21 protein-coding genes are annotated in these 24,201 nt (G+C 68.4%); 11 read left to right on the top strand and 10 right to left on the bottom strand.

Annotation, left to right across the window (positions count from 1 at the left end; all coding sequences use genetic code 11):
* The first annotated feature begins 43 nt into the window (after positions 1–43).
* Complete coding sequence (locus RQG77_RS13875; protein WP_311245209.1) at positions 44–1,165, top strand: alkaline phosphatase family protein; 1,122 nt, start codon at positions 44–46, stop codon at positions 1,163–1,165.
* A 56-nt stretch (positions 1,166–1,221) separates the two neighbouring features.
* Here RQG77_RS13875 and sepH read toward each other — a convergent pair whose 3' ends face one another.
* Positions 1,222–2,259: a septation protein SepH gene (sepH, locus tag RQG77_RS13870; protein WP_311245208.1), complete on the bottom strand. Its 1,038-nt coding sequence runs from the start codon at positions 2,257–2,259 to the stop codon at positions 1,222–1,224.
* A 196-nt stretch (positions 2,260–2,455) separates the two neighbouring features.
* Between sepH and RQG77_RS13865 the strand changes: the two genes are divergently transcribed.
* Positions 2,456–2,749, top strand: a complete 294-nt coding sequence (locus RQG77_RS13865; RefSeq protein ID WP_056307515.1) for a DUF4193 domain-containing protein — start codon at positions 2,456–2,458, stop codon at positions 2,747–2,749.
* A gap of 79 nt (positions 2,750–2,828) precedes the next feature.
* Here the strand turns inward: RQG77_RS13865 and RQG77_RS13860 are convergent, their stop codons facing one another.
* Positions 2,829–3,293 carry a DUF3093 domain-containing protein gene (locus RQG77_RS13860; RefSeq protein ID WP_311245207.1) on the bottom strand — a complete coding sequence of 155 codons (465 nt, stop codon included), beginning with the start codon at positions 3,291–3,293 and terminating at the stop codon, positions 2,829–2,831.
* A 12-nt stretch (positions 3,294–3,305) separates the two neighbouring features.
* Between RQG77_RS13860 and dut the strand changes: the two genes are divergently transcribed.
* From dut to dxs, 5 genes are all read left to right on the top strand, one after another.
* A complete protein-coding gene (gene dut / locus RQG77_RS13855) occupies positions 3,306–3,779 on the top strand; it encodes a dUTP diphosphatase (protein WP_311245206.1) in 474 nt (157 codons plus the stop codon).
* Positions 3,772–4,359 carry a DUF3710 domain-containing protein gene (locus tag RQG77_RS13850; RefSeq protein ID WP_056307521.1) on the top strand — a complete coding sequence of 196 codons (588 nt, stop codon included), beginning with the start codon at positions 3,772–3,774 and terminating at the stop codon, positions 4,357–4,359. Before dut ends, RQG77_RS13850 begins: the two co-directional genes overlap by 8 nt.
* Positions 4,356–5,096, top strand: coding sequence for a DUF3159 domain-containing protein (locus tag RQG77_RS13845; protein WP_311245205.1), 741 nt, complete (start codon positions 4,356–4,358; stop codon positions 5,094–5,096). The genes RQG77_RS13850 and RQG77_RS13845 overlap by 4 nt, the downstream gene beginning before the upstream one ends.
* Before the next feature lie 153 nt (positions 5,097–5,249).
* Positions 5,250–8,087: an aconitate hydratase gene (locus RQG77_RS13840; protein ID WP_311245204.1), complete on the top strand. Its 2,838-nt coding sequence runs from the start codon at positions 5,250–5,252 to the stop codon at positions 8,085–8,087.
* A gap of 169 nt (positions 8,088–8,256) precedes the next feature.
* A complete protein-coding gene (dxs, locus tag RQG77_RS13835; protein ID WP_311245203.1) occupies positions 8,257–10,197 on the top strand; it encodes a 1-deoxy-D-xylulose-5-phosphate synthase in 1,941 nt (646 codons plus the stop codon).
* Between the two features lie 33 nt (positions 10,198–10,230).
* Here dxs and RQG77_RS13830 read toward each other — a convergent pair whose 3' ends face one another.
* From RQG77_RS13830 to RQG77_RS13820, 3 genes are all read right to left on the bottom strand, one after another.
* Positions 10,231–10,926, bottom strand: coding sequence for an SPFH domain-containing protein (locus tag RQG77_RS13830; RefSeq protein WP_056517214.1), 696 nt, complete (start codon positions 10,924–10,926; stop codon positions 10,231–10,233).
* Positions 10,927–11,066: 140 nt separating this feature from the next.
* Positions 11,067–12,518 carry a glycerol-3-phosphate dehydrogenase/oxidase gene (locus RQG77_RS13825; protein WP_311245202.1) on the bottom strand — a complete coding sequence of 484 codons (1,452 nt, stop codon included), beginning with the start codon at positions 12,516–12,518 and terminating at the stop codon, positions 11,067–11,069.
* Positions 12,515–13,123 carry a helix-turn-helix domain-containing protein gene (locus RQG77_RS13820; protein WP_311245201.1) on the bottom strand — a complete coding sequence of 203 codons (609 nt, stop codon included), beginning with the start codon at positions 13,121–13,123 and terminating at the stop codon, positions 12,515–12,517. Before RQG77_RS13820 ends, RQG77_RS13825 begins: the two co-directional genes overlap by 4 nt.
* A gap of 20 nt (positions 13,124–13,143) precedes the next feature.
* On the opposite strand from RQG77_RS13820, the gene RQG77_RS13815 reads away from it, so the two are divergent.
* Genes RQG77_RS13815 through RQG77_RS13805 form a run of 3 tightly spaced genes read left to right on the top strand, consistent with a single transcriptional unit; the run spans position 13,144 to position 17,333 of the window.
* Positions 13,144–14,766, top strand: a complete 1,623-nt coding sequence (locus RQG77_RS13815; protein ID WP_311245200.1) for an FAD-binding oxidoreductase — start codon at positions 13,144–13,146, stop codon at positions 14,764–14,766.
* Between the two features lies 1 nt (position 14,767).
* Positions 14,768–15,682 carry a YegS/Rv2252/BmrU family lipid kinase gene (locus tag RQG77_RS13810; protein ID WP_311245199.1) on the top strand — a complete coding sequence of 305 codons (915 nt, stop codon included), beginning with the start codon at positions 14,768–14,770 and terminating at the stop codon, positions 15,680–15,682.
* The gene (locus tag RQG77_RS13805; RefSeq protein WP_311245198.1) at positions 15,675–17,333 is read left to right on the top strand and encodes a GMC family oxidoreductase; all 1,659 of its coding nucleotides are present in this window, start codon (positions 15,675–15,677) and stop codon (positions 17,331–17,333) included. Before RQG77_RS13810 ends, RQG77_RS13805 begins: the two co-directional genes overlap by 8 nt.
* 43 nt (positions 17,334–17,376) lie before the next feature.
* Here RQG77_RS13805 and RQG77_RS13800 read toward each other — a convergent pair whose 3' ends face one another.
* The 4 genes from RQG77_RS13800 to RQG77_RS13785 form a co-directional block, all read right to left on the bottom strand.
* The gene (locus RQG77_RS13800) at positions 17,377–19,536 is read right to left on the bottom strand and encodes a 3-hydroxyacyl-CoA dehydrogenase NAD-binding domain-containing protein (RefSeq protein ID WP_311245197.1); all 2,160 of its coding nucleotides are present in this window, start codon (positions 19,534–19,536) and stop codon (positions 17,377–17,379) included.
* Positions 19,537–19,542: 6 nt separating this feature from the next.
* Complete coding sequence (locus RQG77_RS13795; RefSeq protein WP_311245196.1) at positions 19,543–20,748, bottom strand: thiolase family protein; 1,206 nt, start codon at positions 20,746–20,748, stop codon at positions 19,543–19,545.
* Positions 20,749–20,821: 73 nt separating this feature from the next.
* The gene (locus RQG77_RS13790; RefSeq protein WP_311245195.1) at positions 20,822–22,015 is read right to left on the bottom strand and encodes a ribonuclease D; all 1,194 of its coding nucleotides are present in this window, start codon (positions 22,013–22,015) and stop codon (positions 20,822–20,824) included.
* Positions 22,008–22,589: a DUF3000 domain-containing protein gene (locus tag RQG77_RS13785; RefSeq protein WP_056307547.1), complete on the bottom strand. Its 582-nt coding sequence runs from the start codon at positions 22,587–22,589 to the stop codon at positions 22,008–22,010. The genes RQG77_RS13790 and RQG77_RS13785 overlap by 8 nt, the downstream gene beginning before the upstream one ends.
* 25 nt (positions 22,590–22,614) lie before the next feature.
* Here RQG77_RS13785 and RQG77_RS13780 point away from each other — a divergent pair, with 25 nt between their 5' ends.
* Positions 22,615–23,769: an alpha/beta fold hydrolase gene (locus RQG77_RS13780; RefSeq protein WP_311245194.1), complete on the top strand. Its 1,155-nt coding sequence runs from the start codon at positions 22,615–22,617 to the stop codon at positions 23,767–23,769.
* On the opposite strand, the gene RQG77_RS13775 is transcribed toward RQG77_RS13780, so the two are convergent.
* On the bottom strand, positions 23,753–24,184 hold the full coding sequence (locus RQG77_RS13775; RefSeq protein WP_200934042.1) for a SufE family protein: 432 nt from the start codon (positions 24,182–24,184) through the stop codon (positions 23,753–23,755). The two genes, RQG77_RS13780 and RQG77_RS13775, sit on opposite strands and share 17 nt — an antisense overlap.
* Positions 24,185–24,201 lie beyond the last annotated feature (17 nt).

The following is a 24,201-nucleotide window of genomic DNA, read 5'->3' as shown; positions in this document are numbered from 1 at the left end:
GCGAGGCTGAGGGCGTACGGGAGCCTGTGTCAGACTGGCTCGGATGCCCATCATTCTACCGTCCGAGTCGCCCGCAGCCCGGAGCGTCGTCGGGGTGGCGGACGACGTGTTCGCCGCTCTGCGCGGCGAGTCCGCGACCCTCCCGCGGGCCGAATCCGTCGTACTCGTGCTGATCGACGGACTCGGTGCGATCAGCCTGCGCGCCCACGCCGGGCACGCCCGCGCGCTGACTGCGGGAATGGCGAAGAAGGATGTGGCCCACTCGGTCTTCCCCTCGACCACCGCGGCGGCCCTCACGAGCATCCTCACCGGCGTGTGGCCCGGTCAGCACGGGCTCGTCGGATACAGCGTCCTCGACCCCGCACAGGACGCGCTGGTCAATCAGCTCACCGGCTGGGAGTCCGAGGGGCTCGACCCCGCGACCTGGCAGGCTGCTTCGACGATCTTCGAACGCGCCCGCGCCGAGGGTCGGCCGACCTTCGCCGTCGGTGTCGCCGCCTACGCCGGAAGCGGGTTCACACGAGCGACGCTGCGCGGTGCCGACTTCGTCGCCGCGCAGACGCCGGCAGATCGGGTCCAGGTCGCCTACGACCTGGCTGAGCGCCACCCCGGTTCGCTGGTCTACTGCTACCTGCCGGAGGCGGACAAGGCGGGCCACCGATACGGCCTCGATTCGGTGCAGTGGGTGTCAGCGCTCGAGGAGATCGATGCCGCGATGTCCCGACGGGTACCGCCGGGAGTCGGAGTGCTCGTCACCTCGGACCACGGCATGGTCGATGTGCCGTCGCACCGGCAGGTCGTGCTCGACGCCGAGCATCTGGCCGGCGTGCGTCACTTCGGCGGGGAACCGCGGATGCTGCACGTCTACGTCGATCCCGACGTCGAGGCCGCGGCCGTCGCCGCTCGATGGACGCGCGATCTCGACGGACGCGCCGATGTCGGAACCCGTCAGGAAGCGATCGCGGCGGGGCTGTTCGGCCCGGAGGTGACTGCCGCCGCCGCATCGCGGATCGGCGACGTGCTCGTCGTCGCGCGCGGCAACGGTGCGGTCTATGACGGGACCGCGCACGATCAGCGCAGCCGGGGGATGATCGGTCAGCACGGCGGCCTCACTCCGGAGGAGCGTCAGGTTCCCCTGCTCCGGTTCGGTGCGTTCGCCCGCTGAGCGACCTCTGAATCGAGCCGCAGCGCCGTGCAGCGCTCGCGTCCGACCGGCGGGCTCTACTCGTCGGTGCGTGCCCCGAAGACGATCTCGTCCCAGGACGGCATGGCGTTGCGCCTCTTGCGTCGGCCGGAGTTGTCGTTCGTCGGCTCGGGAGCGGCCTCGGGCTCGTCGTCCTCCTCGGGCGTGGAACTCTCGAAGGCGTCGAACAGCGCGATCGGATTGCGGTCGTCCTGGTCGTCTTCGGATGTCTCCAGGAGCGGGGCGGTCTCCCGCTGTCCGCGGCGTCGTCGGAGCGCTTCGAGCAGGTCAGCGGTCTCGGGGCTCGTCGTCGCCGACTCCGGGGCGCGCTTGATCGCGGCATCCTGCACCGCCGCGGGGGAGCGCTCGGGTGCGGACACATCCTCGACATCTGCCTCGGGGGCAGCGATCAGTCGCGGTCCGAAGGCGCCGGAGTCGAAGCGGCTGTCGTCCTTATAGGGCGAGGCCTGGCGCTCGGCCTCGACCGCTCGCAGGCGCGGGATGAGTCCTTCGGGGAGTGAGCCCTGGCGCGAGAGCTGGGTCGCATCGGCGTTGAGCGGCGACAGGGCGCTGCGGCGAGGATCGAAGCTCCAGCGGGCATCGTGCTCGACCTCGTTCGCGGCGAACTCGAGCTTGATGATCCAGCCGCTCTCGTCCTTCCAGCTCGCCCATCGTTCGGCTGAGGCCTCGATCTCGGAGAGCTTGGCGCGGATGGCTGTGCCGAACGTCGGCTGCGCGTCGGGTTCGACATCGCTGCCGATGAGCACGGGAACGGCGAGAGCCTGGCCGATGACGTGCTCGCGCTCAGCCAGCACGGGGCCTTCGAAGCGGATGACGTCCTCGACGCTGATGCCGAGGAGCTCTGCCACCTCGGGGGCCGTGAGTCCGGCGCGGATCTGTGCCTGGATGTCGCGCGGGCTCGCGGCGAGTCGCTGAGCAGTCGGCTCGCTCTGTCGCGTCGCCCGGCGGATCTCGCGGTGCAGGACGTCGTCGATGGGCAGCGCGAAGCGCTCGCCCGACTCGGTCGCGAGTACGAGCAGACCTGCTTCTGTGCCGACGATGGTGACGTTTTCCATGCGAATGCCCCTCTGATGGGTGTGCGTTCATGGTGTCACGCGGCGTGCCTCTCAGCCGGGAATACTCTGGGCGTGCCGTGAGTTTGGTCTGTCGCACGCACCGGCATTTGCTTATTGCCTCGCAGTCGTGCAAACTATGGCCGCCGATTACCCCGACGGCGCACCACCCACTCGCATGAAAGTGGAGATTCACCACATGGCAACCGACTACGACGCTCCCCGCAAGAGTGAAGACGACTCCGAGTCGATCGAAGCCCTCAAGGAGCGTGTGCCGGACAAGAGCTCCGGCTCTTCGGGAGACGAGGATGCGGACAACCCGTCCAGCTTCGATCTTCCCGGAGCCGATCTTTCCGACCTCGAGCTCGATGTCGTCGTGCTGCCCGCGCAGCAGGACGAATTCACCTGCATGAACTGCTTCCTCGTGAAGCACCGTTCACAGCTCGATCACGAGGGCTCCTCCGGCCCCATCTGCAAGGAGTGCGCCGCCTGAGCGCACCAGAGCGATAATTCACGCGCCCCCGACCTCTCGGTCAGGGGCGCGTCGTCTTTGTACGTGGGGGCGGCTGCCGTCAGCCCCGGGAAGCGAGGATCGCCGCCGCGAGGCGGTCGGGCGTTCTGGTCGAGACGGTCCACGTGTCGACCGGATCGTCCGGGTCGATGTTGGGCACCACGACGACGCCGTCGACGCCGCCGCGGATCAGATGCCACCCGCGGGCCGGCAGACCGGGGCCGCGCGCCTGGCGCGCCTCCTCGCCACTCAGCGCCGTCGGCGTGCCGAGGTGTCGAGTCTCGATGTGCGCCCGTCCGGCGCGGAGCACGTCGCCCTCGACCGACACGACGGGCGTGAGTGCGATGAACGCGATCACGAGCAGCGCCGAGACCGCGGCGCCGACGATCAGCGCGATGGTGGAGCCGACGGGGACGAAGATGAGGGCGACCATCGGGCCCGCGAGCGCGACCGTCACCAGCAGCCACAGGCTGGGGGACAGTCTCTCGCGGTAGCGGGTCCGCGCGTCAGGAGCGATGTTCTGCATTAGCCTCGTGGGGTGACTGATTCCGTTGATGTCCCCATTATCGCCTCTGTGGTGCCCGGTTACGCCCACCCCGGCGACGCCGGAGCAGATCTGGTGGCGGCGGAGGCCGTTCATCTGGCTCCCGGGGAGCGCGCACTCGTGGCGACGGGCGTGCGCATCGCGCTGCCCGAGGGATACGCGGCATTCGTGGTGCCGCGCAGCGGCCTCGCGGCCAAGCACGGCATCTCGATCGTCAACTCGCCCGGCACGGTGGACGCCGGATACCGCGGCGAGATCAAGGTGAGCCTGATCAACACCGACATCCGCAGCGCGTACGATGTGGCCGTCGGCGACCGCATCGCACAGCTGATCGTCATGCCCGTGACGCGAGCCACGTTCATCTCGGTCGAGGAGCTGCCCGACAGCGTCCGCGGCGAAGGTGGCTTCGGTTCGACCGGCTACCAGGCAGGATCCCATTCCCCTTCGGCAGGACAGGCCAATGACTGACAACAACGCGACTCCCTCGAAGTCGGCTCCGGACGACCGGGCGACTCAGGGCCCCTTCGACGACTCCGAGGCGAACCCCGTGCGCCCCTACATCGACCTCGGCGGAATCAAGATCCTTCCGCGCGAAGGCCTGAACCTCCGGCTGGAGGTCGAGGAGCAGTCCAAGCGCATCGTCGCCGTCGGCCTCGACTACGCCGACTCCTCGCTTCAGGTACAGCCCTTCGCCGCACCGCGATCCGGTGGGCTGTGGGACGAGACGCGAGTGCAGCTGCGCGATCAGGTCCGCGGCCAGGGCGGTCGCGTCGAGGAACGGGACGGCCCTCTCGGCAAGGAGCTGCTCGCCGAGGTGCCGGCCGCCGCGAACGAGGGCTCGGAGCTTCGGCTCGCCCGGTTCATCGGCATCGACGGTCCGCGCTGGTTCCTCCGCGGCGTGATCGGCGGCGCGGCCGCGTCCGATCTCGAGGCGGCAGCGAAAGTCGAGGATCTCTTCCGGTCGATCGTGGTCGTCCGTGGTGGGGCTCCGATGCCTCCCCGCGACCTGATCCCGCTGAAGATGCCCGCGACTCCCGGCTCAGCGTGACCACGCCGGATCAGGCACCGGAACCCGAGCGCGAGCAGAGTGCGTCGGACATCGTCGGTGCCGCCCTCGGCGGCGCCGCCCGGCGTGCGGGACTCGACCCGAACGAGAGCGGCGCGACACACAAGGTGGTTTGGTCTGCGATCGGCGGGTGGCGTGGCATCCTCGAGTCCGTCCTCCCGAGCCTGGCGTTCGTGATCCTCTTCACACTCCGGCCCGAGCCGCTGATCCTTCCGCTGGGAGTGTCCGTCGGACTCGCGGCCGTGTTCACCATCGTCCGGCTGGTGCAGAAGTCCCCACCGTCCGCGGCCATCGGCGGTCTGGTGGCCGCTGCCGCAGCCGCGGCACTCGCGCTGTGGACTGGACGAGGTGAGGACAACTTCGTCCCCGGCCTGATCACGAACGCCGCGTACGGCACGGCGATGCTCGTCTCCGCGTTGATCGGGTGGTCGCTCATCGGCCTCGCTGTCGGGTTCCTGATGGGGGAGGGCACCGCCTGGCGCGGCGACCGTCGCAAGCGCCGGGCCTTCTTCTGGCTCGGAGTCGCCTGGGCCGCGCTGTTCTTCGCGCGGCTGGCGGTGCAGCTCCCGCTCTACCTCGCCGGTGATGTCACAGCGCTCGGGACGCTCAAGCTCATCATGGGTCTTCCGCTGTTCGCGCCGCTGATCGCCGTCACCTGGCTGATCGTGCGCGCGCTCTATCCGCGCGCGTCGGATGCCGAGGCGACTGCGCACTCGTGATAGATTTATCTTGACATCAAGATAAATTGCAGGCTTTCGCCCGGAGGCTGAGCGGAGCAGACTGGTTAGGTCTGCCTTGCTAGCCGCAGGGGCTCGCTGGCGAGCAAGATGGAGGCGCCTGTCGCTCCCATCCGAATAGAAGGAGACGGATTCGTGTCCACGGTGAACAGCTTCGGTGCCAAGAGCACCCTGACGGTCGGCAGCACCGACTACGAGATCTTCCGCATCGACACGGTGCCCGGTTTCGACAAGCTCCCCTTCAGCCTCAAGGTCCTCCTTGAGAACCTGCTTCGCACCGAGGACGGCGCGAACGTGACGAAGGCGCAGATCGAAGCCCTGGGTTCGTGGGATGCTGCGGCAGAGCCGAGCACCGAGATCCAGTTCACGCCCGCCCGCGTGGTCATGCAGGACTTCACCGGTGTTCCCTGCATCGTCGACCTCGCCACCATGCGCGAGGCAGTGACGGCGCTCGGCGGCGACGCGAACAAGATCAACCCGCTCTCGCCCGCAGAGATGGTCATCGACCACTCGGTGATCGCCGATCTCTTCGGTTCCGAGAATGCGCTCGAGCGCAACGTCGAGATCGAGTACGAGCGCAACGGCGAGCGCTACCAGTTCCTCCGCTGGGGCCAGACCGCCTTCAGCGACTTCAAGGTCGTCCCGCCCGGAACCGGCATCGTGCACCAGGTGAACATCGAGCACCTGGCCAAGGTCATCTATGACCGTGACGTGAACGGCGTGCTGCGTGCGTACCCCGACACCTGTGTCGGCACCGACTCGCACACCACGATGGTCAACGGCCTGGGTGTGCTCGGCTGGGGCGTCGGCGGCATCGAGGCCGAGGCCGCGATGCTCGGCCAGCCCGTGTCTATGCTCATCCCGCGCGTCGTCGGCTTCAAGCTGTCGGGCGAGATCCCTGCCGGTGTCACGGCGACCGACGTCGTGCTCACCATCACCGACCTGCTGCGTAAGCACGGCGTCGTCGGCAAGTTCGTCGAGTTCTACGGCGAGGGCGTGGCATCCGTGCCGCTGGCCAACCGTGCCACGATCGGCAACATGTCTCCGGAGTTCGGCTCCACCGCCGCGATCTTCCCGATCGATGACGTCACGCTCGACTACCTGCGCCTGACCGGGCGCAGCGACGAAGCCGTCGCACTCGTCGAGGCCTACGCCAAGGAGCAGAAGCTCTGGCACGACGAGAATGCCGAGCCGACCTTCAGCGAGTACCTCGAGCTCGACCTCGGCACCGTCGTGCCGTCGATCGCCGGCCCGAAGCGTCCGCAGGACCGCATCCTCCTCTCCGAGGCGAAGACGCAGTTCGAGCACGACATCCTCTCGTACGCATCGGCATCGACCTCGGACTCCGTGGTCGACCTCGAGTCGAAGCACTCGTTCCCGGCGTCCGACCCGGGTTCCGTTCCCGGTGAAGAGGAGCCCACGACCACCCGACCGGTGCACATCAACAGCGGTGCTCCGGCCAACGCGTCGACGCCGGTGCCGGTGACGACGCCCTCGGGTGAGAAGTACATCCTCGACAACGGTGCGGTGACGCTCGCGGCCATCACGTCGTGCACGAACACCTCGAACCCGTCGGTCATGATCGCCGCAGGTCTCGTCGCCCGCAAGGCGCTCGAGAAGGGCCTCAAGCAGAAGCCGTGGGTCAAGACGACGCTCGGTCCCGGCTCGAAGGTCGTCACGGACTACTACGAGAAGTCCGGACTCGACAAGGACCTCGAGGGCCTCGGCTTCTACACCGTCGGCTACGGCTGCACGATCTGCATCGGCAACTCCGGTCCGCTGATCGAAGAGGTCTCCGCGGCCATCAACGACCACGATCTCGCCGTGACCGCCGTGCTCTCGGGCAACCGCAACTTCGAGGGGCGCATCAGCCCCGACGTGAAGATGAACTACCTCGCCAGTCCGCCGCTGGTCATCGCCTACGCGCTGGCAGGGTCGATGCACTTCGACTTCGAGAACGACGCGCTCGGCAAGGGAACCGACGGCGAAGACGTCTTCCTGAAGGACATCTGGCCCACCCCGGCCGAGGTTCAGGAGCTGGTCGACTCGTCGATCTCGCGTGAGCAGTTCATCAAGCAGTACGCGACCGTCTTCGACGGCGACGAGCGCTGGCGCAGCCTCCCCACCCCGGACGACGACATCTTCCAGTGGGACGAGAACTCTACCTACGTGCGCAAGGCGCCCTACTTCGACGGCATGACGATGGAGCTCACCCCGGTGCGCGACATCGAAGGTGCGCGCGTCATGGCGACCCTGGGCGATTCGGTCACCACCGACCACATCTCGCCCGCCGGAAACATCAAGGCCGGCACGCCCGCCGCTCAGTACCTCACCGAGCACGGCGTCGACCGCAAGGACTTCAACTCCTTCGGTTCGCGTCGAGGCAACCACGAGGTCATGATCCGCGGAACGTTCGCGAACATCCGTCTGAAGAACCTGATGGTCTCGGCCGTCAACGACGGTCAGGTCGTCGAGGGTGGATACACCCGCGACTTCACCCAGGCGGGTGGCCCGCAGTCGTACATCTATGACGCGAGCATGAACTACCAGGAGCAGGGCACCCCCCTTGTCATCTTCGGTGGCAAGGAGTATGGCTCCGGCTCGTCACGTGACTGGGCGGCCAAGGGCACGAGCCTGCTGGGCGTCAAGGCGGTCATCACCGAGAGCTTCGAGCGCATCCACCGCTCGAACCTGATCGGCATGGGTGTCGTCCCGCTGCAGTTCCCGGCCGGCGAGAGCTGGGAGTCGCTGGGTCTCGACGGCACCGAGGTCGTCTCGATCACGGGTCTCGAGGAGCTCAACAACGGAACGACCCCGAAGACGGTCCGCGTGACCGCCACCCCGACCGATGACTCGCCCGAGGGCAAGCAGGTCGTGGAGTTCGACGCGGTCGTCCGCATCGACACCCCCGGTGAGGCGGACTACTACCGCAACGGCGGCATCCTGCAGTACGTGCTGCGTTCGCTGGTCTGATCACACGGTCGGAAAGGGCTCGGTTCTTCGGAATCGGGCCCTTTCCGCGTGTCAGGGCCCGTGTCAAGGGGGAGTCGCTCTCCGAGCTTTCCCGGATGCCCGGGGTAGGATCGAGCAGGCGTCCGTACCGGAATCGGATGCCGTGAACGGTGCCTATGAGGAGGTGCAGATGCCGATTCTTCCGAGCATCTCAGGACCCCGTGACCTCGACTCGCTGTCCGAGGATCAGCTCATCGAGCTCGCGGGGGAGATCCGTGAGTTCCTCGTCGAGAACGTGTCGCGCACCGGCGGGCATCTGGGCCCGAACCTCGGTGTGGTCGAACTGACGATCGCACTGCACCGCGTCTTCTCGTCTCCGGACGACCCCTTCATCTTCGACACCGGTCACCAGTCGTACGTGCACAAGCTGCTCACCGGGCGTCAGGACTTCTCGTCTCTCCGTGTGCGCGGAGGGCTCGCCGGCTATCCGCAGCGCTCCGAGAGCCCGCACGACGTCGTCGAGTCGTCACACGCATCCAGCTCGCTGAGCTGGGCCGACGGGGTCTCGCGCGCACTGACCGCGACCGGGCGCGCAGACCGCCATGTGGTCGCCGTCGTCGGAGACGGCGCCCTGACCGGCGGCATGACGTGGGAGGCGCTCAACAACATCTCCGATGACAACGACCGCAATCTCGTCATCGTGGTGAACGACAACGGGCGCTCCTATGCCCCGACGATCGGCGGCATGTCGCGCTACCTCAACCGTGTGCGCACCGCCGCGGCATACAAGGAGCTGCACCATAAGTCCGATCGCCTCTTCCGCGCCTTCGGGCCCGTCGGCCGCGCCGTCTTCCGCGGTGTGCGGGGCGGGACGCACGGGTTCCTCTCACGGTTCACGAACAATGAGGCACTGTATTCCAACCTCGACATCAAGTACCTCGGCCCCGTCGACGGACACGATCTTCCTGCGCTTCTCGAGACCCTCGAGCTCGCGAAGTCGTTCGGCGCACCCGTCATCGTGCACACCATCACCGAGAAGGGGCGCGGCTACCAGCCGGCCCGCGATGACGAGGCCGACCAGTTCCATGCGGTCGGGCGCATAGACCCGACGACCGGTGAGACGCTCTCGTCGGGAGGGACCGGATGGACCGATGTCTTCTCCGACGCTCTCGTCTCCGTGGGCGAGCGCCGCTCGGACGTGATCGCGATGACCGCCGCGATGCTGCGCCCGACGGGTCTCGCTCCGTTCGCGGAGCGATTCCCCGACCGCGTCTATGACGTGGGGATCGCGGAGCAGCATGCGGTGGCATCGGCCGCTGGTCTCGCCTTCGGCGGCCTGCACCCGGTCGTGGCGCTGTACGCGACCTTCATGGGCCGCGCGTTCGATCAGGTGCTCATGGATGTGGCACTCCACCGTGCGGGTGTCACGTTCGTCCTCGACCGTGCGGGTGTCACAGGTCCCGACGGTCCTAGTCACCACGGCATGTGGGACCTCGCGATGCTGCAGATCGTCCCGCACATCCGCATCGCGGCTCCGCGAGACGGCGCGCGCCTGCAAGAAGCGCTCGATGAGGCAGTGCTCGTCACAGACGCCCCGACCGTGATCCGCTACCCCAAGGGCGATGTGGCGCCTGAGCTGCCCGCTCTCGAGCGCCTGCATGACGGTGTCGACGTGCTCGCCCGCGGCGAGTCCGAAGACGTGCTGCTCGTGGCGATCGGGCCGTTCGCCGCGCTGGCGATGGATGTCGCCGAGCGTCTTCGCGCCCAGGGCATCGGTGCGACCGTCATCGACCCTCGCTGGGCGATCCCGGTGCAGCCCTCGATCGTCAGCATGGCCGCGCGTCATCGCCTCGTCATCACGATCGAAGACGGAATCCGCGTCGGCGGCATCGGAACGCGCGTGCGTCAGGTGCTCCGCGAGGCGGGCATCGACACGGCGGTCGACGAGCTGGGCCTGCCGGACGAGTTCATCGATCACGCCTCGCGCGATCAGATCCTCGCGGATGCCGGACTCACCGCGTCGAAGATCGCGCAGGACGTCGTATCCCAGGTTCTCGGGACTCGTATTCCGGTCGCTCGCCAGTCGGGGGAGACCGGCGCTGTCGATCTTCCGCTGCACGAGCGGAGCTGATCCCGGGCGGCCTATCCGTGAGTGCCCGCCCGGTCAGTTGAGGGCGTGCAGCGCCGCGACGGCTTCGGCACCGCGGTCCGTGTCGCGGAGCGCGGTGGAGAGCAGATAACCGTCGGTCAGGGCGTCGCCCGTGACCATGACCCGGACGAGCTCGACCCCGCAGGAACGTCTGACCTCGTCAGCGCTGGCGGCGATTACGCGGGTGTTGATCTCGTCGTTGTGCGGCAGCTCGGCTCCGTCGAGGCTCCGGATGACGTCTCGCAGGGCCGCGCCGACGATGTTCGACGCGCGTTCGTTCACGTTCACCACGTCGAGTTCGAACACTCGCAGATCTCGGCCGGTGGCCAATGGTCGCCATTCGAAGGACGCGTGCACCCGGTGCTGATGCCCGCTGGCGCCGGTCATCTCGCGGGCGGGCAGGTCGGTCGCGCGACAGCGGACGTCGATGAGCTTGTACCAGTAGAACAGTGGGAAGGCGCCGTGCGAACCGGGGTCGAGCACGACGACTTCGCCGACCGCGCCCCCGCGTGAGGTGGGCCGCCGCTGCGGCCTGTTGCGGATGATCGGCTTGCCGTTCCGGGTGCGGATCGCCGCCCACCCCTCATCCACCGTGACGACGAAGATCTTCAACAGGGCCGGCACGACCAGCAGGATCGTGAGGATCGCCGTGCCGGTCTTGAACAGACCCGACATTCCCTTACCACCGAGCATCGAGAGGAGCATGTCCATGACACCACTGTGCCGCCTGCTGCTTCTGCGCACGGCCATTCACCGCTCTCCGATGCCGGTGTTCACACGCTGTTCCGTCGGTGTTATCCGCGACGCCGCGAGGTGGATACGCCGCGGGCGCGGGCGAGGCTCGATGCGCCTCAGCCGAGGTCCGCGAGCACCTCGGCAAGCAGTGCTTCGGTCGTGACTCTCGCCCGCTCGCGGTCGGCCTCGACGAGGCCGATCCTGGTGCGCCGGTCGAGGATGTCGGCGACGGTCATCGCGCCCTCGGCGCGCACGGCGAACTCGACCTGCGCGCGAGGCACTGCGCCGTCGGCATCCGAACCGGGACGAGACCGCTTCGGCGCGGTGTCGGTGAGCCGGAGGGACGCCGTCCGACTCGGCGCGGCGTTCAGACCGCTGACGTGTGCTGCGAGGTCGACGGCGTCTTCCGCCATCCGCCGATACGTCGTCAGCTTGCCTCCGAGGACGTTGACGAACCCCGCGTCGGAGACGGCGACCAGATGACGGCGAGAGATGTCCGCGGTCGAATCGGCGCCTGAGTCGACCAGCGGGCGGAGGCCCGCGAACGCCCCGCGCACTCGTTCCCGACCGATGGGTTCGGCGAGCACCCGGTTCAGGGTCGTGAGAAGGAAGCAGATCTCGCCCTCTGTCGGCGTGGCGATCCGCGGCACAGCGCCCGGAGCATCCTCGTCCGTCAGACCGACGATCACCCGTCCGCTCTGCTGCGGCAGAGCGAACACGTAACGGCTGATCGACCCCTCGTGCGGGATGGTCAGCGCCGCCGACGGGTGTCCGAGGTCGGCGGCGTCCAGGACGATGTGGGTTCCGCGGCTGGGGCGCATGGTGATCGACTCGTCGAGGGTCCCGGCCCACACCCCGGTGGCGTTGATCACCGAGCGGGCCCGGATGTCCAGGGTCTTGCCGGTCAGCGCGTCCGCGGCGATCGCCCCATCGCTGCGGAGCCCTCGCGCGCGAACCCGCGTGAGGATGCGTGCGCCGAGAGCCGCGGCCGTGCGGGCGACCGTCACGACCAATCGCGCATCGTCGACGAGCTGTCCGTCGTACGAGAGCATTCCGCCCCGAAGTCCTCGGCGGTCGAGCGCGGGAACCAGATCATGGGCGGCGCGCGCGGAGACCAATCGCGGCCCGGGCAGCACCGTTCGTGGCGTGCGAGCCCGCATCCGCAGCAGATCGCCCATGGCCATGCCCGCGATACCTGCCGCGCGCTGTGCGGCGGTCACGCCGACGGCGAAGGGCATCAGCTGGCCGAGCGGTCGGATGAGATGCGGTGCGATGACCGTCATCAGCAGGTGCCGCTCGAGGGTGCTCTCCTTCGCGGTCGCGACATCACCGGTGGCGAGATAGCGAAGGCCTCCGTGCACGAGCTTCGAGCTGAATCGGCTCGTGCCGAATGCGAGGTCATCCGCTTCGAGCAGCGTGACGGACAGCCCTCGGGAGGCGGCGTCGAGAGCGACTCCCGTGCCGGTGATCCCGCCGCCGATAACGAGCACGTCGACGGTCTCTTCGGCGGCCCGAGCGAGGTCTGCGGCCCGACGCGCGACGTTGAGGTCGGGGGAGTAGGCGGTCATGGCCGGAGCAGCCCGTCGAGAGCAGCGCGCAGCTCGCGTTCCCACGATTGCTCGGAGATGAGCTCCGAGACGGTCCCGTGCGACAGCACCGCCGATTGCGCGATGAGCAGCAGCATCACCGCGATCTCGCTCGGCTCTCCCGCCCGGACGCTCCCACCGCGCTGCGCGGTCTCGATCGCCGCGGCGAGCCACTGCAGGATCAACCGCTGGCTCGATCCGACGCGCTGCAGCGTGTAGCGGGTGAAGACCTCGGGCTCGTCCGCGAGCAGTCGCCCATAGACCTCGTCGGAGCGGAAGGACGCCGAGAAACGGAGAACGTCGTCGACGAGGTCGTGGCGGGTGAGGGGCTCCGCCGGAAACTGCGCGACGATGCCGGCGACCCGGCGGAGCAGGGCTGAGCGCACGACGTCGTCGGCGTCGTTCCAGCTGCGGTAGATCGTCGGACGGCTGTGACCTGCGCGACGCGCGAGTTCCGCGATGGTGACTCCGTGTACCCCTCTGCGGCTGATCAGGTCGTCGGCCGCGTCGAGGATGCGCGCCTGGGTGGCGTCCCAGAGCGGATGCTGTGAGAGCCGCGCTTCTGCAGTCACTTGACGTTCTTCCATGATGTGTCACACTGTAACGCATGAGTCAGGAGAACGGCAGAGTCGCCGCACGATCGGAGATGCGGTGGAACGGCTGGGGTGATCCCGCGAAGGCCGATGATCTGCCCCGGGCCGTGCGGGCGCTGCTCCCGTTGCTGCTCGGGCGCATCCGCAAGCCCGCCACGCCCGTCGAGCTCGGGGACGTGCTCCTCGCCGCCTCTGCGCTTACTCCCGACGACATCGTGGCGTTCACCGTCGTCGTGGGCAAGGATCGGGTCGATGTCTCTGACGAGGCTCGGATCCGCCATGCAGGCGGTCGCTCGACGCCCGATCTGCTGCGAAGGCGACTGGTGCGTCAGGTCACCCCAGATGCCATCGTCCTTCCTGCCGATCACGACGAGGTGGCTGCCGTGCTCTCCGTCGCCGCCGATCGCGGAGTGGCGGTGATCCCCTTCGGCGGCGGAACGAGCGTGGTCGGGGCCCTCGATCCGCAGCGCGGCCGCCACCACGCCGTGATCAGTCTGGATCTGCGCCGACTCACCGGTCTCCTCCGCCTCGACGATGTCAGCGGCGAAGCAGTCCTCGCCGCAGGAACCACCGGGCCTGATGCAGAGGCGCTGCTCAGCGCGCATGGATTCGAGCTCGGCCACTACCCGCAGAGCTTCCGCTACGCGACGATCGGCGGGTTCGCGGCCGCGCGGTCGTCGGGGCAGAACTCTGCGGGCCACGGGCGCTTCGACACCATGGTCACGGGCATCCGGGTGGCGACGCCGACCGGTGACATCGATCTCGGGCGGTCTCCGGGGTCTGCCGCGGGGCCCGACCTGGTCCGCGTGTTCCTGGGCTCCGAAGGCATCTTCGGGGTGATCACGGAGGTCCGCGTCCGCATCCATCCGATCCCGCGTGAGCGCGTTCTCGAGTCCTGGACGTTCCCGGATTTCGCTTCGGCTGCCGATGCCCTCAGAGCGGTGGCGCAGCATGGCGGCGGGCCGACGGTCATCCGCCTGTCCGATGAGGCTGAAACCGCGGTCAGCCTGGCGCAGGTCGGCCGGATCGGCAAGGCGCTCTCGAAGGGTGCAGCGGTCGTCACGGTGTACGAGGGCGGCGGCATCGTCGAGCGCCGGGCGCGCGCGTCCGCACTGCTGGCTGCTGCTGGCGGAGTCTCCTCCGGTGAGGGAGCGGCTGAGGACTGGCTCGACGGACGCTTCGACGGTCCGTACCTGCGCGACGCGCTGCTCGACGCGGGAGTCTTCTGCGAGACTCTCGAGACGGCGACCACCTGGGCGAACATCCCCACACTGAAGGCGGCGGTCACGACTGCCCTTCGCGACGGACTCTCCGACTCCGGCGCGAAGCCCTATGTGATGTGCCACGTATCCCACATCTATCCGACGGGGGCATCGTTGTACTTCACGGTGCTCGCCTCCATCCGGTCCGACCCGATGGAGGTCTGGGCACAGGTCAAGGCGCGTGTGAACGACGCGATCATCGCTAACGGCGGCACGATCAGCCACCACCACGCCGTCGGCCGCGATCATGCACCGTGGTTGGAGCAGGAGATCGGCGAGACCGGCGTGCGGATCCTGGCCGCGATCAAGCGCGAGCTCGACCCCACGGGGATCCTCAACCCAGGCGCCGTGATCTCCGCTGATCGGACGCGCTGACGTGGGTGACCACATCGCCATGCTGTCGAATCCCTCCGCGGGCAAGGGGCGCGCCGGGCGCGAGGCAGCCGCAGCTCTCGCCCATCTGCGGGCCCGTGGCGCAGACGTGCATGTGTTCACAGGGGACTCCGCCGCATCGAGCGAGGTGCTCGCGGCGCAGGCTCTCGGTGAAGAGCCGCGTGTGCTCGTGGTCGTCGGGGGAGACGGCACGCTGTCCGGCATCCTCGACCTTCTCTGCGAGAGCGCCGTCCCTGTCGCGCTCGTGCCGGCCGGTACGGGGAACGACCTCGCGCGGGCCCTGGGCCTTCCTCGCCACGACCCGGTCGCCGCAGCGGAGCTCGCGCTCTCCGGAGTCGCCAGGGCGATCGACATCGGAGAGATACGCACCGGAGGCCGCGTCGCGCCGTTCCTGACGATCGCCGCTCTCGGCTTCGACGCGAAGGTCAGCGATCGCACCAACCGGTTGCGCTGGCCCCACGGTGCGCTGCGCTACTACCTCGCCCTCGTGATCGAACTCCTGCGTCTGCGCCCGATGGAGTTCACGGTGTCCGTCGACGGCTCGGCCCCTGTCGCGGCGCCGGGCACTCTCGTGGCCGTCGGCAACACCGAGAGCTATGGAGGCGGCATGCCGGTATGCATTGGCGCGGCGGCCGACGATGGTCTCCTCGACCTCGTACAGGTGGCGCCGCTGAGCCGCCTCCGTCTGCTGCGGCTGTTCCCGCTGCTGCTTCGAGGCACGCACCTGTCGCGTCCCGAAGTGACGCACGGACGTGCCCGGTCCGTGACGGTGAGCGCACCGGGACTCGTCGTGTACGCCGACGGAGAGCGGATCGGCGAGGACGAATGCACGGTCGGTGTCCGCCCGGCGGCGCTCACTGTCCTGGTGCCTGCAGCGAAGGAGACGGGTCGTGGCTGACAGCGGCAGGAACGCGCGACAGAGCGCACCGTTCGACGAGGACGTGATCGTGATCGGCTCGGGCTTCGGCGGATCCGTCTCCGCGCTGCGGCTCGTCGAGAAGGGGTATCGCGTGCGCGTCTACGAGGCCGGACGTCGATTCGAAGACGAGGACTTCGCGAAGACCAGCTGGGATGTGCGTCGCTACCTGTGGGCGCCGGCGTTGGGCTGCTACGGCATCCAGCGCATCCACCGCCTGCCGCACGTGATGATCCTCGCGGGGGCGGGCGTCGGCGGTGGATCGTTGAACTACGCCAACACTCTTTATCAGCCCGGCGGAGCCTTCTTCACCGACCCCCAGTGGAACGCACTCGCGAACTGGGATGCCGAGCTCTCGCCGCACTACAGGACGGCGAAGCGGATGCTCGGCGTGGTCGAGCGGTACCCTCATTCCGGTCCCGTCGAGCGCATCATGGCCGGTGCCGCAGAGGATCTCGGTGTCGGCAGCACGTTCCGGCGGGCTCCGGTGGGCGTGTGGTTCGGCAGGCCGGGGGAGCGCACGCCCGATCCGTTCTTCGAGGGAGAGGGCCCAGATCGCACGGGCTGCACACTCTGCGGCAACTGCATGGTCGGATGCCGTGTCGGCGCGAAGAACACGCTGATGAAGAACTACCTCGCACTCGCGGAGCGCCGCGGCGCGGTGATCGAGCCGCTCCGCACGGTCACCGAGGTGCGCGCGCTCGCGGGCGGCGGGTTCGCCGTGACGAGTGAGCGCAGCGGTGCCTGGCTGCGTCGTGATCGCCGCACTGTTTGCGCCGGTCAGGTCGTGCTGGCTGCGGGCACCTGGGGCACACAGCAGCTGCTGCATCGGATGAAGCACTCGGGTGCTCTTCCGCGTGTGTCCGACGCCGTCGGGCGACTCACGCGGACCAACTCCGAGGCGCTCGACGGCGCGATCGCGACCCGGGTTCCGACTTCTCTCGACCTCGCGAAGGGCGTCGCCATCACGACCTCGTTCCACGTCGACGAGCGCACGCATGTCGAGAACGTGCGCTACGGGCCGGGCTCGAATCTGATGGGTGCGCTGGCGTCGGTCATGGTGCCCGGAGATGTGCCGCTCGGCCGCCGACTGGGCGGTCTCGTCGGGCGATTCCTTCGGGCGCCGATCCGTCAGCTGCGCCTGGGGTCTCTCCGGCGCTGGAGCGAGCGCGGCATCATCGCTCTCGTCATGCAGACCGTCGACAACTCGCTCACCCTGTCTCTGCGGCGCCGGTTCGGGCGCCTGGTGCTGACGAGCAGGCAGGGGCACGGTGAGCCGAACCCGAGCTATCTGCCTCAGGCGCACCGTGCGGCTGCGGCGATCGCCGCGCGCATGCAGAAAGAGGGTGGCGTGCCCGCCGAGGCGCGGGGCTCATGGCCCGAGGTCTTCGGCATCCCCCTCACCGCGCACTTCCTCGGCGGCGCCGTGATCTCGGCGTCCCCCGCGACAGGGGTCGTCGATCGGTACCACCGTGTGTGGGGACATCCGGGGCTGCACGTCGTCGATGGGGCGGCGGTACCCGCGAATCCGGGTGTGAACCCGTCGTTGACGATCACGGCGCTCGCGGAGCGGGCGATGTCGTTCTGGCCGCGCTCCGGCGAGGTCGACGGGCGCCCTGTTCAGCAGGCATGACGAAGGGGGCCGCGGCGAGCGCGACCCCCTTCGATGCATCCGATCAGCGGCTCTCGATACCGCGGATCTGCGGGGTGTGGAACTCTCCGCCGAAGGCGCGCTCCGAAGCGCCCTCGCGGTCGAGGTACGGCGACGCGCCACCGTCGATGAACGGCCAGCCCGCACCGAGGATGAGGCACAGGTCGATGTCCTCGACCTCGGGCACGACCCCCTCGTCGAGCATGAGCTTGATCTCGCTCGCGAGGCCGTCCTGCACCCGCTGCAGGATCGTCTCGGCTGACGCCGGTGTCTTGCCGACGGCGGGCTTCAGCAGCTTCTCGGCCTGCTTCGTCCAGCCGGTCACCCGACCGCCCTTGTCCTTCTCGATCACCGCGTCGAGCCCCGCGAGAGCGTGGAAGTTCTCGTTCGCGTAGAAGCGCTCCGGGAACGCGTGCGCCATCGTGTCCTGCACATGGGCTGCGACTTTCCACCCGACCAGGTCGATCAGCTGGAAGGGGCCCATCGGCAGCCCGAGAGGCGCGAAGGCCTTCTCGACATCGGTGATCGGAGTGCCCTCGTACACCGCGCGAGCGGCTTCGCCCATGACCTTGGCCAGCAGGCGGTTCACCACGAAACCGGGAGCATCCGCGGTGAGCACCGCGTTCTTGCCCAGGTTCTTCGCGACGACGAACGCGGTCGAGAGCGCACCCTCGGAGGTGACGGGCGTCTTCACGATCTCGATCAGCGGCATCACCGCGACCGGGTTGAAGAAGTGGAAGCCGACGAGGCGCTCGGGGTGAGCGAGCTTCGCGCCGATCTCCTCGACCGAGAGCGACGAGGTGTTGGTCGCCAGGATCGCGTCCTCGGCGATGATCTTCTCGATCTCGCCGAACACCTGCTGCTTGACGCCGACCTCCTCGAACACGGCCTCGATGACGAAGTCGCAGTCCGCGTACAGGCTCTTGTCGGTCGTGCCCGTGACGAGCGCACGCAGCTTGTTCGCGGAGTCCGCGTCAAGGCGGCCCTTGCCCTCGAGCTTGCCGATCTCCTCGTGGATGTAGGCCACGCCTTTGTCGACTCGCGCCTGATCGAGGTCGGTGATCAGCACCGGCACCTGCAGCTTGCGCACGAACAGCAGCGCGAACTGGCTCGCCATGAGTCCTGCGCCGATGATGCCGACTTTCGTCACCTTCTTGGCGAGGGCCTTGTCCGGCGCGCCGACGGGCCGCTTCGCGCGCTTCTGCACGAGGTCGAACGCGTACATGGATGCCGCGAACTGATCGCCCGTGACGAGTTCGGCGAGAGCCTCGTCCTCGCGCGCGAAGCCCTCGGCCTTGGTGCCGCTCTTCGCCCTGTCGAGCAGGTCGAGCGCAGCGTACGGGGACTTCGGAACGGTGCCGATCTTCGACTCGAGCATGCCGCGCGCCATCTTGATGGCGATCGGCCACTTGGTGAGTCGCTCGATCTTGCCCGGCTCGTTCTTGCGCTCGACCTTCTTGCCGCCGAGCACGGCGTCGGTCCAGGCCAGCGAGTTCTCGAGGTAGTTCGCTGCGGGGAAGATCGCGTCGACGATGCCCAGATCGAACGCCTGCTGCGGCTTCAGCATGCGGTTCTGCTTGAGCGGGTTCGAGATGACGACCTCGAGGGCGTTCTCGATCCCGATCAGGTTCGGCAGCAGGTAGGCGCCACCCCAGCCGGGGATGATGCCGAGGAAGACCTCGGGCAGAGCGATCGCCGCTGCGGACGCGTCGACCGTGCGGTAGCTGGAGTTGAGCGCGATCTCGAGGCCGCCGCCGAGCGCCAGCCCGTTCACGAACGCGAATGAGGGGACGCCGAGCTCGCCGAACTTTCCCAGCACCTTGTGGCCGAGCTGCGCGATCAGGCGGGCGTTGTCACGCGAGCCCACCTTGCTGATGTCCGAGAGGTCGGCCCCGGCGGCCAGGATGTACTGCTTGCCGGTGATGCCGACAGCCTGGATCTCTCCGGCGGCAGCGCGAGCGGCGAGGCTGTCGAGCGTGTCGCCGAGAGCGGTGAGCGTCGCCGGTCCCAGGGTGTTCGGACGCGTGTGGTCTCGTCCGTTGTCGAGGGTGATCAGCGCGAGCACCTTGCCCGATGCGAGGCGGATGTCGCGCACGGGGGAGTGCGTGATCACCTCGCCGTCGGTGAGGGCCTGGATGGGGGAGAAGTCGACGTTCGCGTACTGTTCGGAAATCGAGTGTGCCATCGGCGCTTACTTCCTCTTCTTGCCGTCGAAGTGCGGGTTCTCCCAGATGACGGAGCCGCCCTGCCCGAGACCGACGCACATGGCCGTCAGGCCGTAGCGCACGTCGGGACGCTCGGCGAACTGCGCCGCGAGCTGGATCATCAGACGCACACCGGATGCCGCGAGCGGGTGTCCGAGTGCGATCGCGCCGCCCCACTGGTTGACGCGGGGGTCGTCGTCGGCGATACCGAAGTGGTCGAGCAGCGAGATGACCTGGATCGCGAAGGCCTCGTTGAGCTCGAACAGGCCGATGTCGGCGATCGTGAGCCCGGCCTTCTTCAGCGCCTTCTCGGTCGAGGGGATCGGGCCGATGCCCATGATCTCGGGCTGGACGCCCGCGAACGCGAACGACACCATGCGCATCTTCGGTGCGAGACCGAACTCCTTCACCGCACCGCCGCCGGCGAGCAGCGACATCGTCGCGCCGTCGGTGAGGGGCGACGACGTGCCGGCGGTCACACGACCGTGCGGTCGGAACGGCGTCTTGAGCGCGGCGAGGTCTTCCATCGTCGTCTGCGGGCGCCGGCCCTCATCCTCCGTGGCGAGTCCCCAGGCTCCGTCTGCGGTCTTGGTCGCGACGGACACGAGGTCGGGCTGGATCTTGCCGGCGTCGTACGCGGCCTGCACCTTGTGCTGGCTGAGCATGCCGAACCGGTCGGAGCGCTCCTTGGTGAGGTGCGGGAAGCGATCGAAGATGCGCTCAGCCGTGACACCCATGTTCAGTGCGCCGGGGTCGACCATGCGTTCCGCGACGAACCGGGGGTTGGGGTCGGCGTTGCCGCCGATCGGGTGGTGGCCCATGTGCTCGACGCCGCCGGCGAGGGCGAAGTCGTACATCCCCACACCGATCGATGCGCCCATCGTCGTGACGCTGGTCATCGCACCCGCGCACATGCGTTCCACGGCGAGGCCGGGAACCGTCTGCGGGAGCCCGGCGAGGATCGCCACCGAGCGGCCGAGGGTGAGGCCCTGGTCTCCCGTCTGGCTCGTCGCCGCGATGGCGACGTCGTCGATGCGATCAGCAGGGACGGCTGCGTTCCGCTCCATCAGGCCGATGGTCGCCTTCACGGCGAGGTCATCTGCGCGGGTGTTCCAGTACATGCCCTTTTCGCCGGCGCGCCCGAAGGGGGTGCGCACTCCATCGACGAAGAAGACGTCCGAGATCTCGGCCACTCTGCCTCCAAGTTTGTGCGGTGGCCTCAGTCTATGGAGGGCCGGAAACCGGGAGGAATCGGTTGGGTCGAACCTACGAAGCGGGCGGCGGCGTCTCGTCGGGCGTTTGCGCTGCTTCTACAAAGGCGTCGGCGATCTTCTGTGCGGTCTGTGCAATCTGCCACGGGCGTGCACCGAGCGCCGCGAGGGCATCGCCGATGGCCTCGGGCGTCGTGCCCGGCACATCCCACGCCACACGGCGAAGGTAGTCGGGGGTCAGCAGGTTCTCGGTCGGCATCCCCAGTTCCTCTGCCGTCGCCTCGATCACGGGGCGTGCGGCCTTCAGCCGCGCATCGGCCTCGGGGTTGCGGTCCGACCACGCCCGAGGGGGTGGCAGCGCATCGCTGGGGACGCGTTCGCGCGGAAGCTCCTCGGTCGCGCGCCCGTCGACGAACGCCTGCCACCACCGGTCGAGCTGCGTGCGGCTGGCGCGACCCTGGAAGTCCTTGACCCCCGCGAGCGCCTGCTTGCTCTGCGGGTTCGCGAGGACCGCCGCGATCAGCGAGCGGTCGGGCACCAGGCGACCGGGAGAGACATCCTGATCCTGTGCGAAGGCCTCCCGTGCCTGCCAGAGCGACCGGGCGACCGCGAGGTTGCGGGATCCGCGAACCTGGTGCAGCCCGCTCAGCCGGCGCCAGGGGTCCTCGCGAGGCGGCTTGGGGAGGCGCGTGAGGGTCGCTGCGAACTCCTCGGCCGCGTACTCGGTCTTGCCCTGCTCCTCGAGCTCGGCCTGGAGCGCCTCGTAGACGTCGATCAGGTGCAGCACATCGAGGGCCGCGTACTCGAGCCAGGCTGCGGGGAGTGGCCTGGTGGACCAGTCCGCGGCCGAGTGCTCTTTCTTCAGCGTGATGCCCAGGGTGTTCTCGACGACGGCGGCGAGACCGACGCGTTCGTGTCCGAGCAGACGCGACGCGAGCTCGGTGTCGAAGATCGAGGGAGGGAGCAGATCGAGCTCGCGCAGCGAGGGGAGGTCCTGACTCGCGGCGTGGAAGATCCACTGCACGTCGCCGATCGCCTCCTGCAGCGGGCTGAAGTCCCCGAGCGGCGGCGGGTCGAAGAGGAAGACCCCCGCATCCCTGCGGAACACCTGCACGAGGTACGCGCGCTGGGAGTATCGGAATCCGGATGCCCGCTCGACGTCGACGGCGACAGGGCCTGTGCCTGCGGCCAGTGCGGCGCATGCCGCACGGAACTCCGAGACGTCGGAGATCACGGAGTATTCAGTCACGTGCTGCCTTTCGCGCGCCGATCACGGCGATGCCCTCGGAACCCGGCGGAAGACCCGCCAGCATTCCGACCAGTTCGACCCATGCTTCGACGTGGGGTGTGAAGGGGCCTTCGGGTGTCCAGGACGCCCTCAACTCTATCTGTGCGCCGTCGCCTTCGTCCGCGAGGCCGCCGAAGCCCTTCGAGAGGGTCTTGGTCGATGTTCCGGATGCGGAGTGGTATCCGGCTCCCCGGGAGTCCAGTGCGTCGACCAGCCATGACCATGTGACGTCCGCGAGAAGCGGGTCGGTTCCGATCTCGGTCTCGAGCGGTGCCTGGGCGAAGATCACGATCCGCCACGCTCCGTCCCACGCGGAGGGGGTGTCCGGATCGTGCAGGAGCACGAACCGGCCGGTCCCATAGGCGGACTCTCCCTCGTCGTCCGGACGGACGTCGGCGGCGAGCGCGAGGGCGTGCGGGGCGAGGCCTTGAGGGGTGGGGATCTCACGGATCGTGATGTCCGCGCGGAACGCGATATCACGCAGCTCGGCCACTGCGGCGTCGAAGATCGTCCCGGCATCGGGGTGTGCGGTCACGGCAACAGGCTAGAGTCAGGAAGCGATGAAGAGTCTCAGGCACGCCGTTGCGCTCCTTGTCCCTGCACTGCTCGCACTCGGGGCGGCGATGGCCCTGCTCGTGCTCAGCATCGCCAGACGGGTGGTGATCCCGGCGAAACGCCCCGCGGATGCCGAGATCCTCGCCGTGGACACGGGTGCCCAGACGATCGAACTCACCCGCACGCGCGACACCGAGCTGCCGGGTCGCTACGGGCTGTTCACGTCGGGCACCTACGGCTACGTCAAGCTGGGCGCGGTCCTGAGCGCCGACGCGACGACCGTGCGCCGAAAGCTGCTGACGCAGATCGAGCCAGGGGCTCGCGTCGACCGCAATGCCGCGTTCAGCGGCTGGTACTACTCGACCCCGAGCGAGCTGCACCTCCGGTGGGAGAACGTGCTCATCGGATCGCCCGCCGGGCCGTGCCCTGCATGGTTCTTCCCGGCGGAGTCGTCGACCTGGGTCATCCAGGTGCACGGACGAGGCGTCACGCGCGCCGAATGCCTTCGCGCGGTACCTGTGCTGCACGCGGCCGGCTTTCCGAATCTGGTCGTGTCGTACCGGAACGACGGTGAGGCGCCCCGCAGTCGCAGTGGCGCGTACGCCCTCGGAGCATCGGAATGGCGCGATGTCGATGCCGCCGTCTCGTACGCGCTGCGCCACGGCGCCGATCGCGTGATCCTGATGGGGTGGTCGATGGGCGGGGCGGTCGCCCTGCAGACCGCCGTCTCCTCAGGCAACCGTGACCGCATCGCAGGCCTCATCCTCGAGTCGCCGGTGGTCGACTGGCGCACGGTGCTGCGTTTCCAAGCACGGGAGGCCGGCATGCGCGCTCCGCTGCCGGACCTCGCGATGAGCGCTCTCTCGGTGCCGCTCACGGCGCGGCTCAGCGGCGCGGACGATGCGATCCCGTTCGATCGCCTCGACATGGTCGCCCGGGCCGAGGAGCTGGCGGTGCCGATCCTGATTCTGCACAGCGACGACGACGGATTCGTCCCCGCCGACGCCTCGCATGCGCTTCAGCTGGCCAGACCCGATCTCGTGACGATGCCCCGGTTCACGGTGGCGCGCCACACCAAGCTGTGGAACTACGACCAGGCGGGGTGGAGCGACGCGATCACCGGTTGGCTCCGCGCGCAGGGGTTCAGCGCTTCTGCCTGACCTGATTCTTCGCCCGCATCAGCATTCCGGTCATGCCGCCGATCCGCAGCGGTGAGACAGCTCTCGTGAGTCCGATCGACTGCGGGTAGTCGTCGGGGATCGCCAGCACTTCGTCTGCCGTGAGGCCCGAGATCCCCTGCACGAGGATGCTCGCGAAACCACGGGTCGTCGGTGCCTCGGGCGGCGCCGTGGCGTGCATCGTGACGACTCCGTCATTCACCTCGACGTAGATGTAGACGGGCGACTGGCACTCGGCCACGCGCTCGCACATCTCGGGATGGCTCGCGACCTCCTCGGAGACCTCGGGCAGTTCGTCCGAGTACTCCAGCAGGAGCAGCAGACGATCTGCCTCAGGGGTCTCGAGGAATCCGTCGCGGATCTCGGCCAGGGTGTCGGGAACTTCGCTGGTGCTCATCCCTGTCATTGTCACAC

The sequence above is a fragment of the Microbacterium sp. WCS2018Hpa-23 genome (assembly GCF_031843845.1).
Lineage (GTDB): Bacteria > Actinomycetota > Actinomycetes > Actinomycetales > Microbacteriaceae > Microbacterium.
This window is presented reverse-complemented; position numbering and strand designations above follow the sequence as displayed.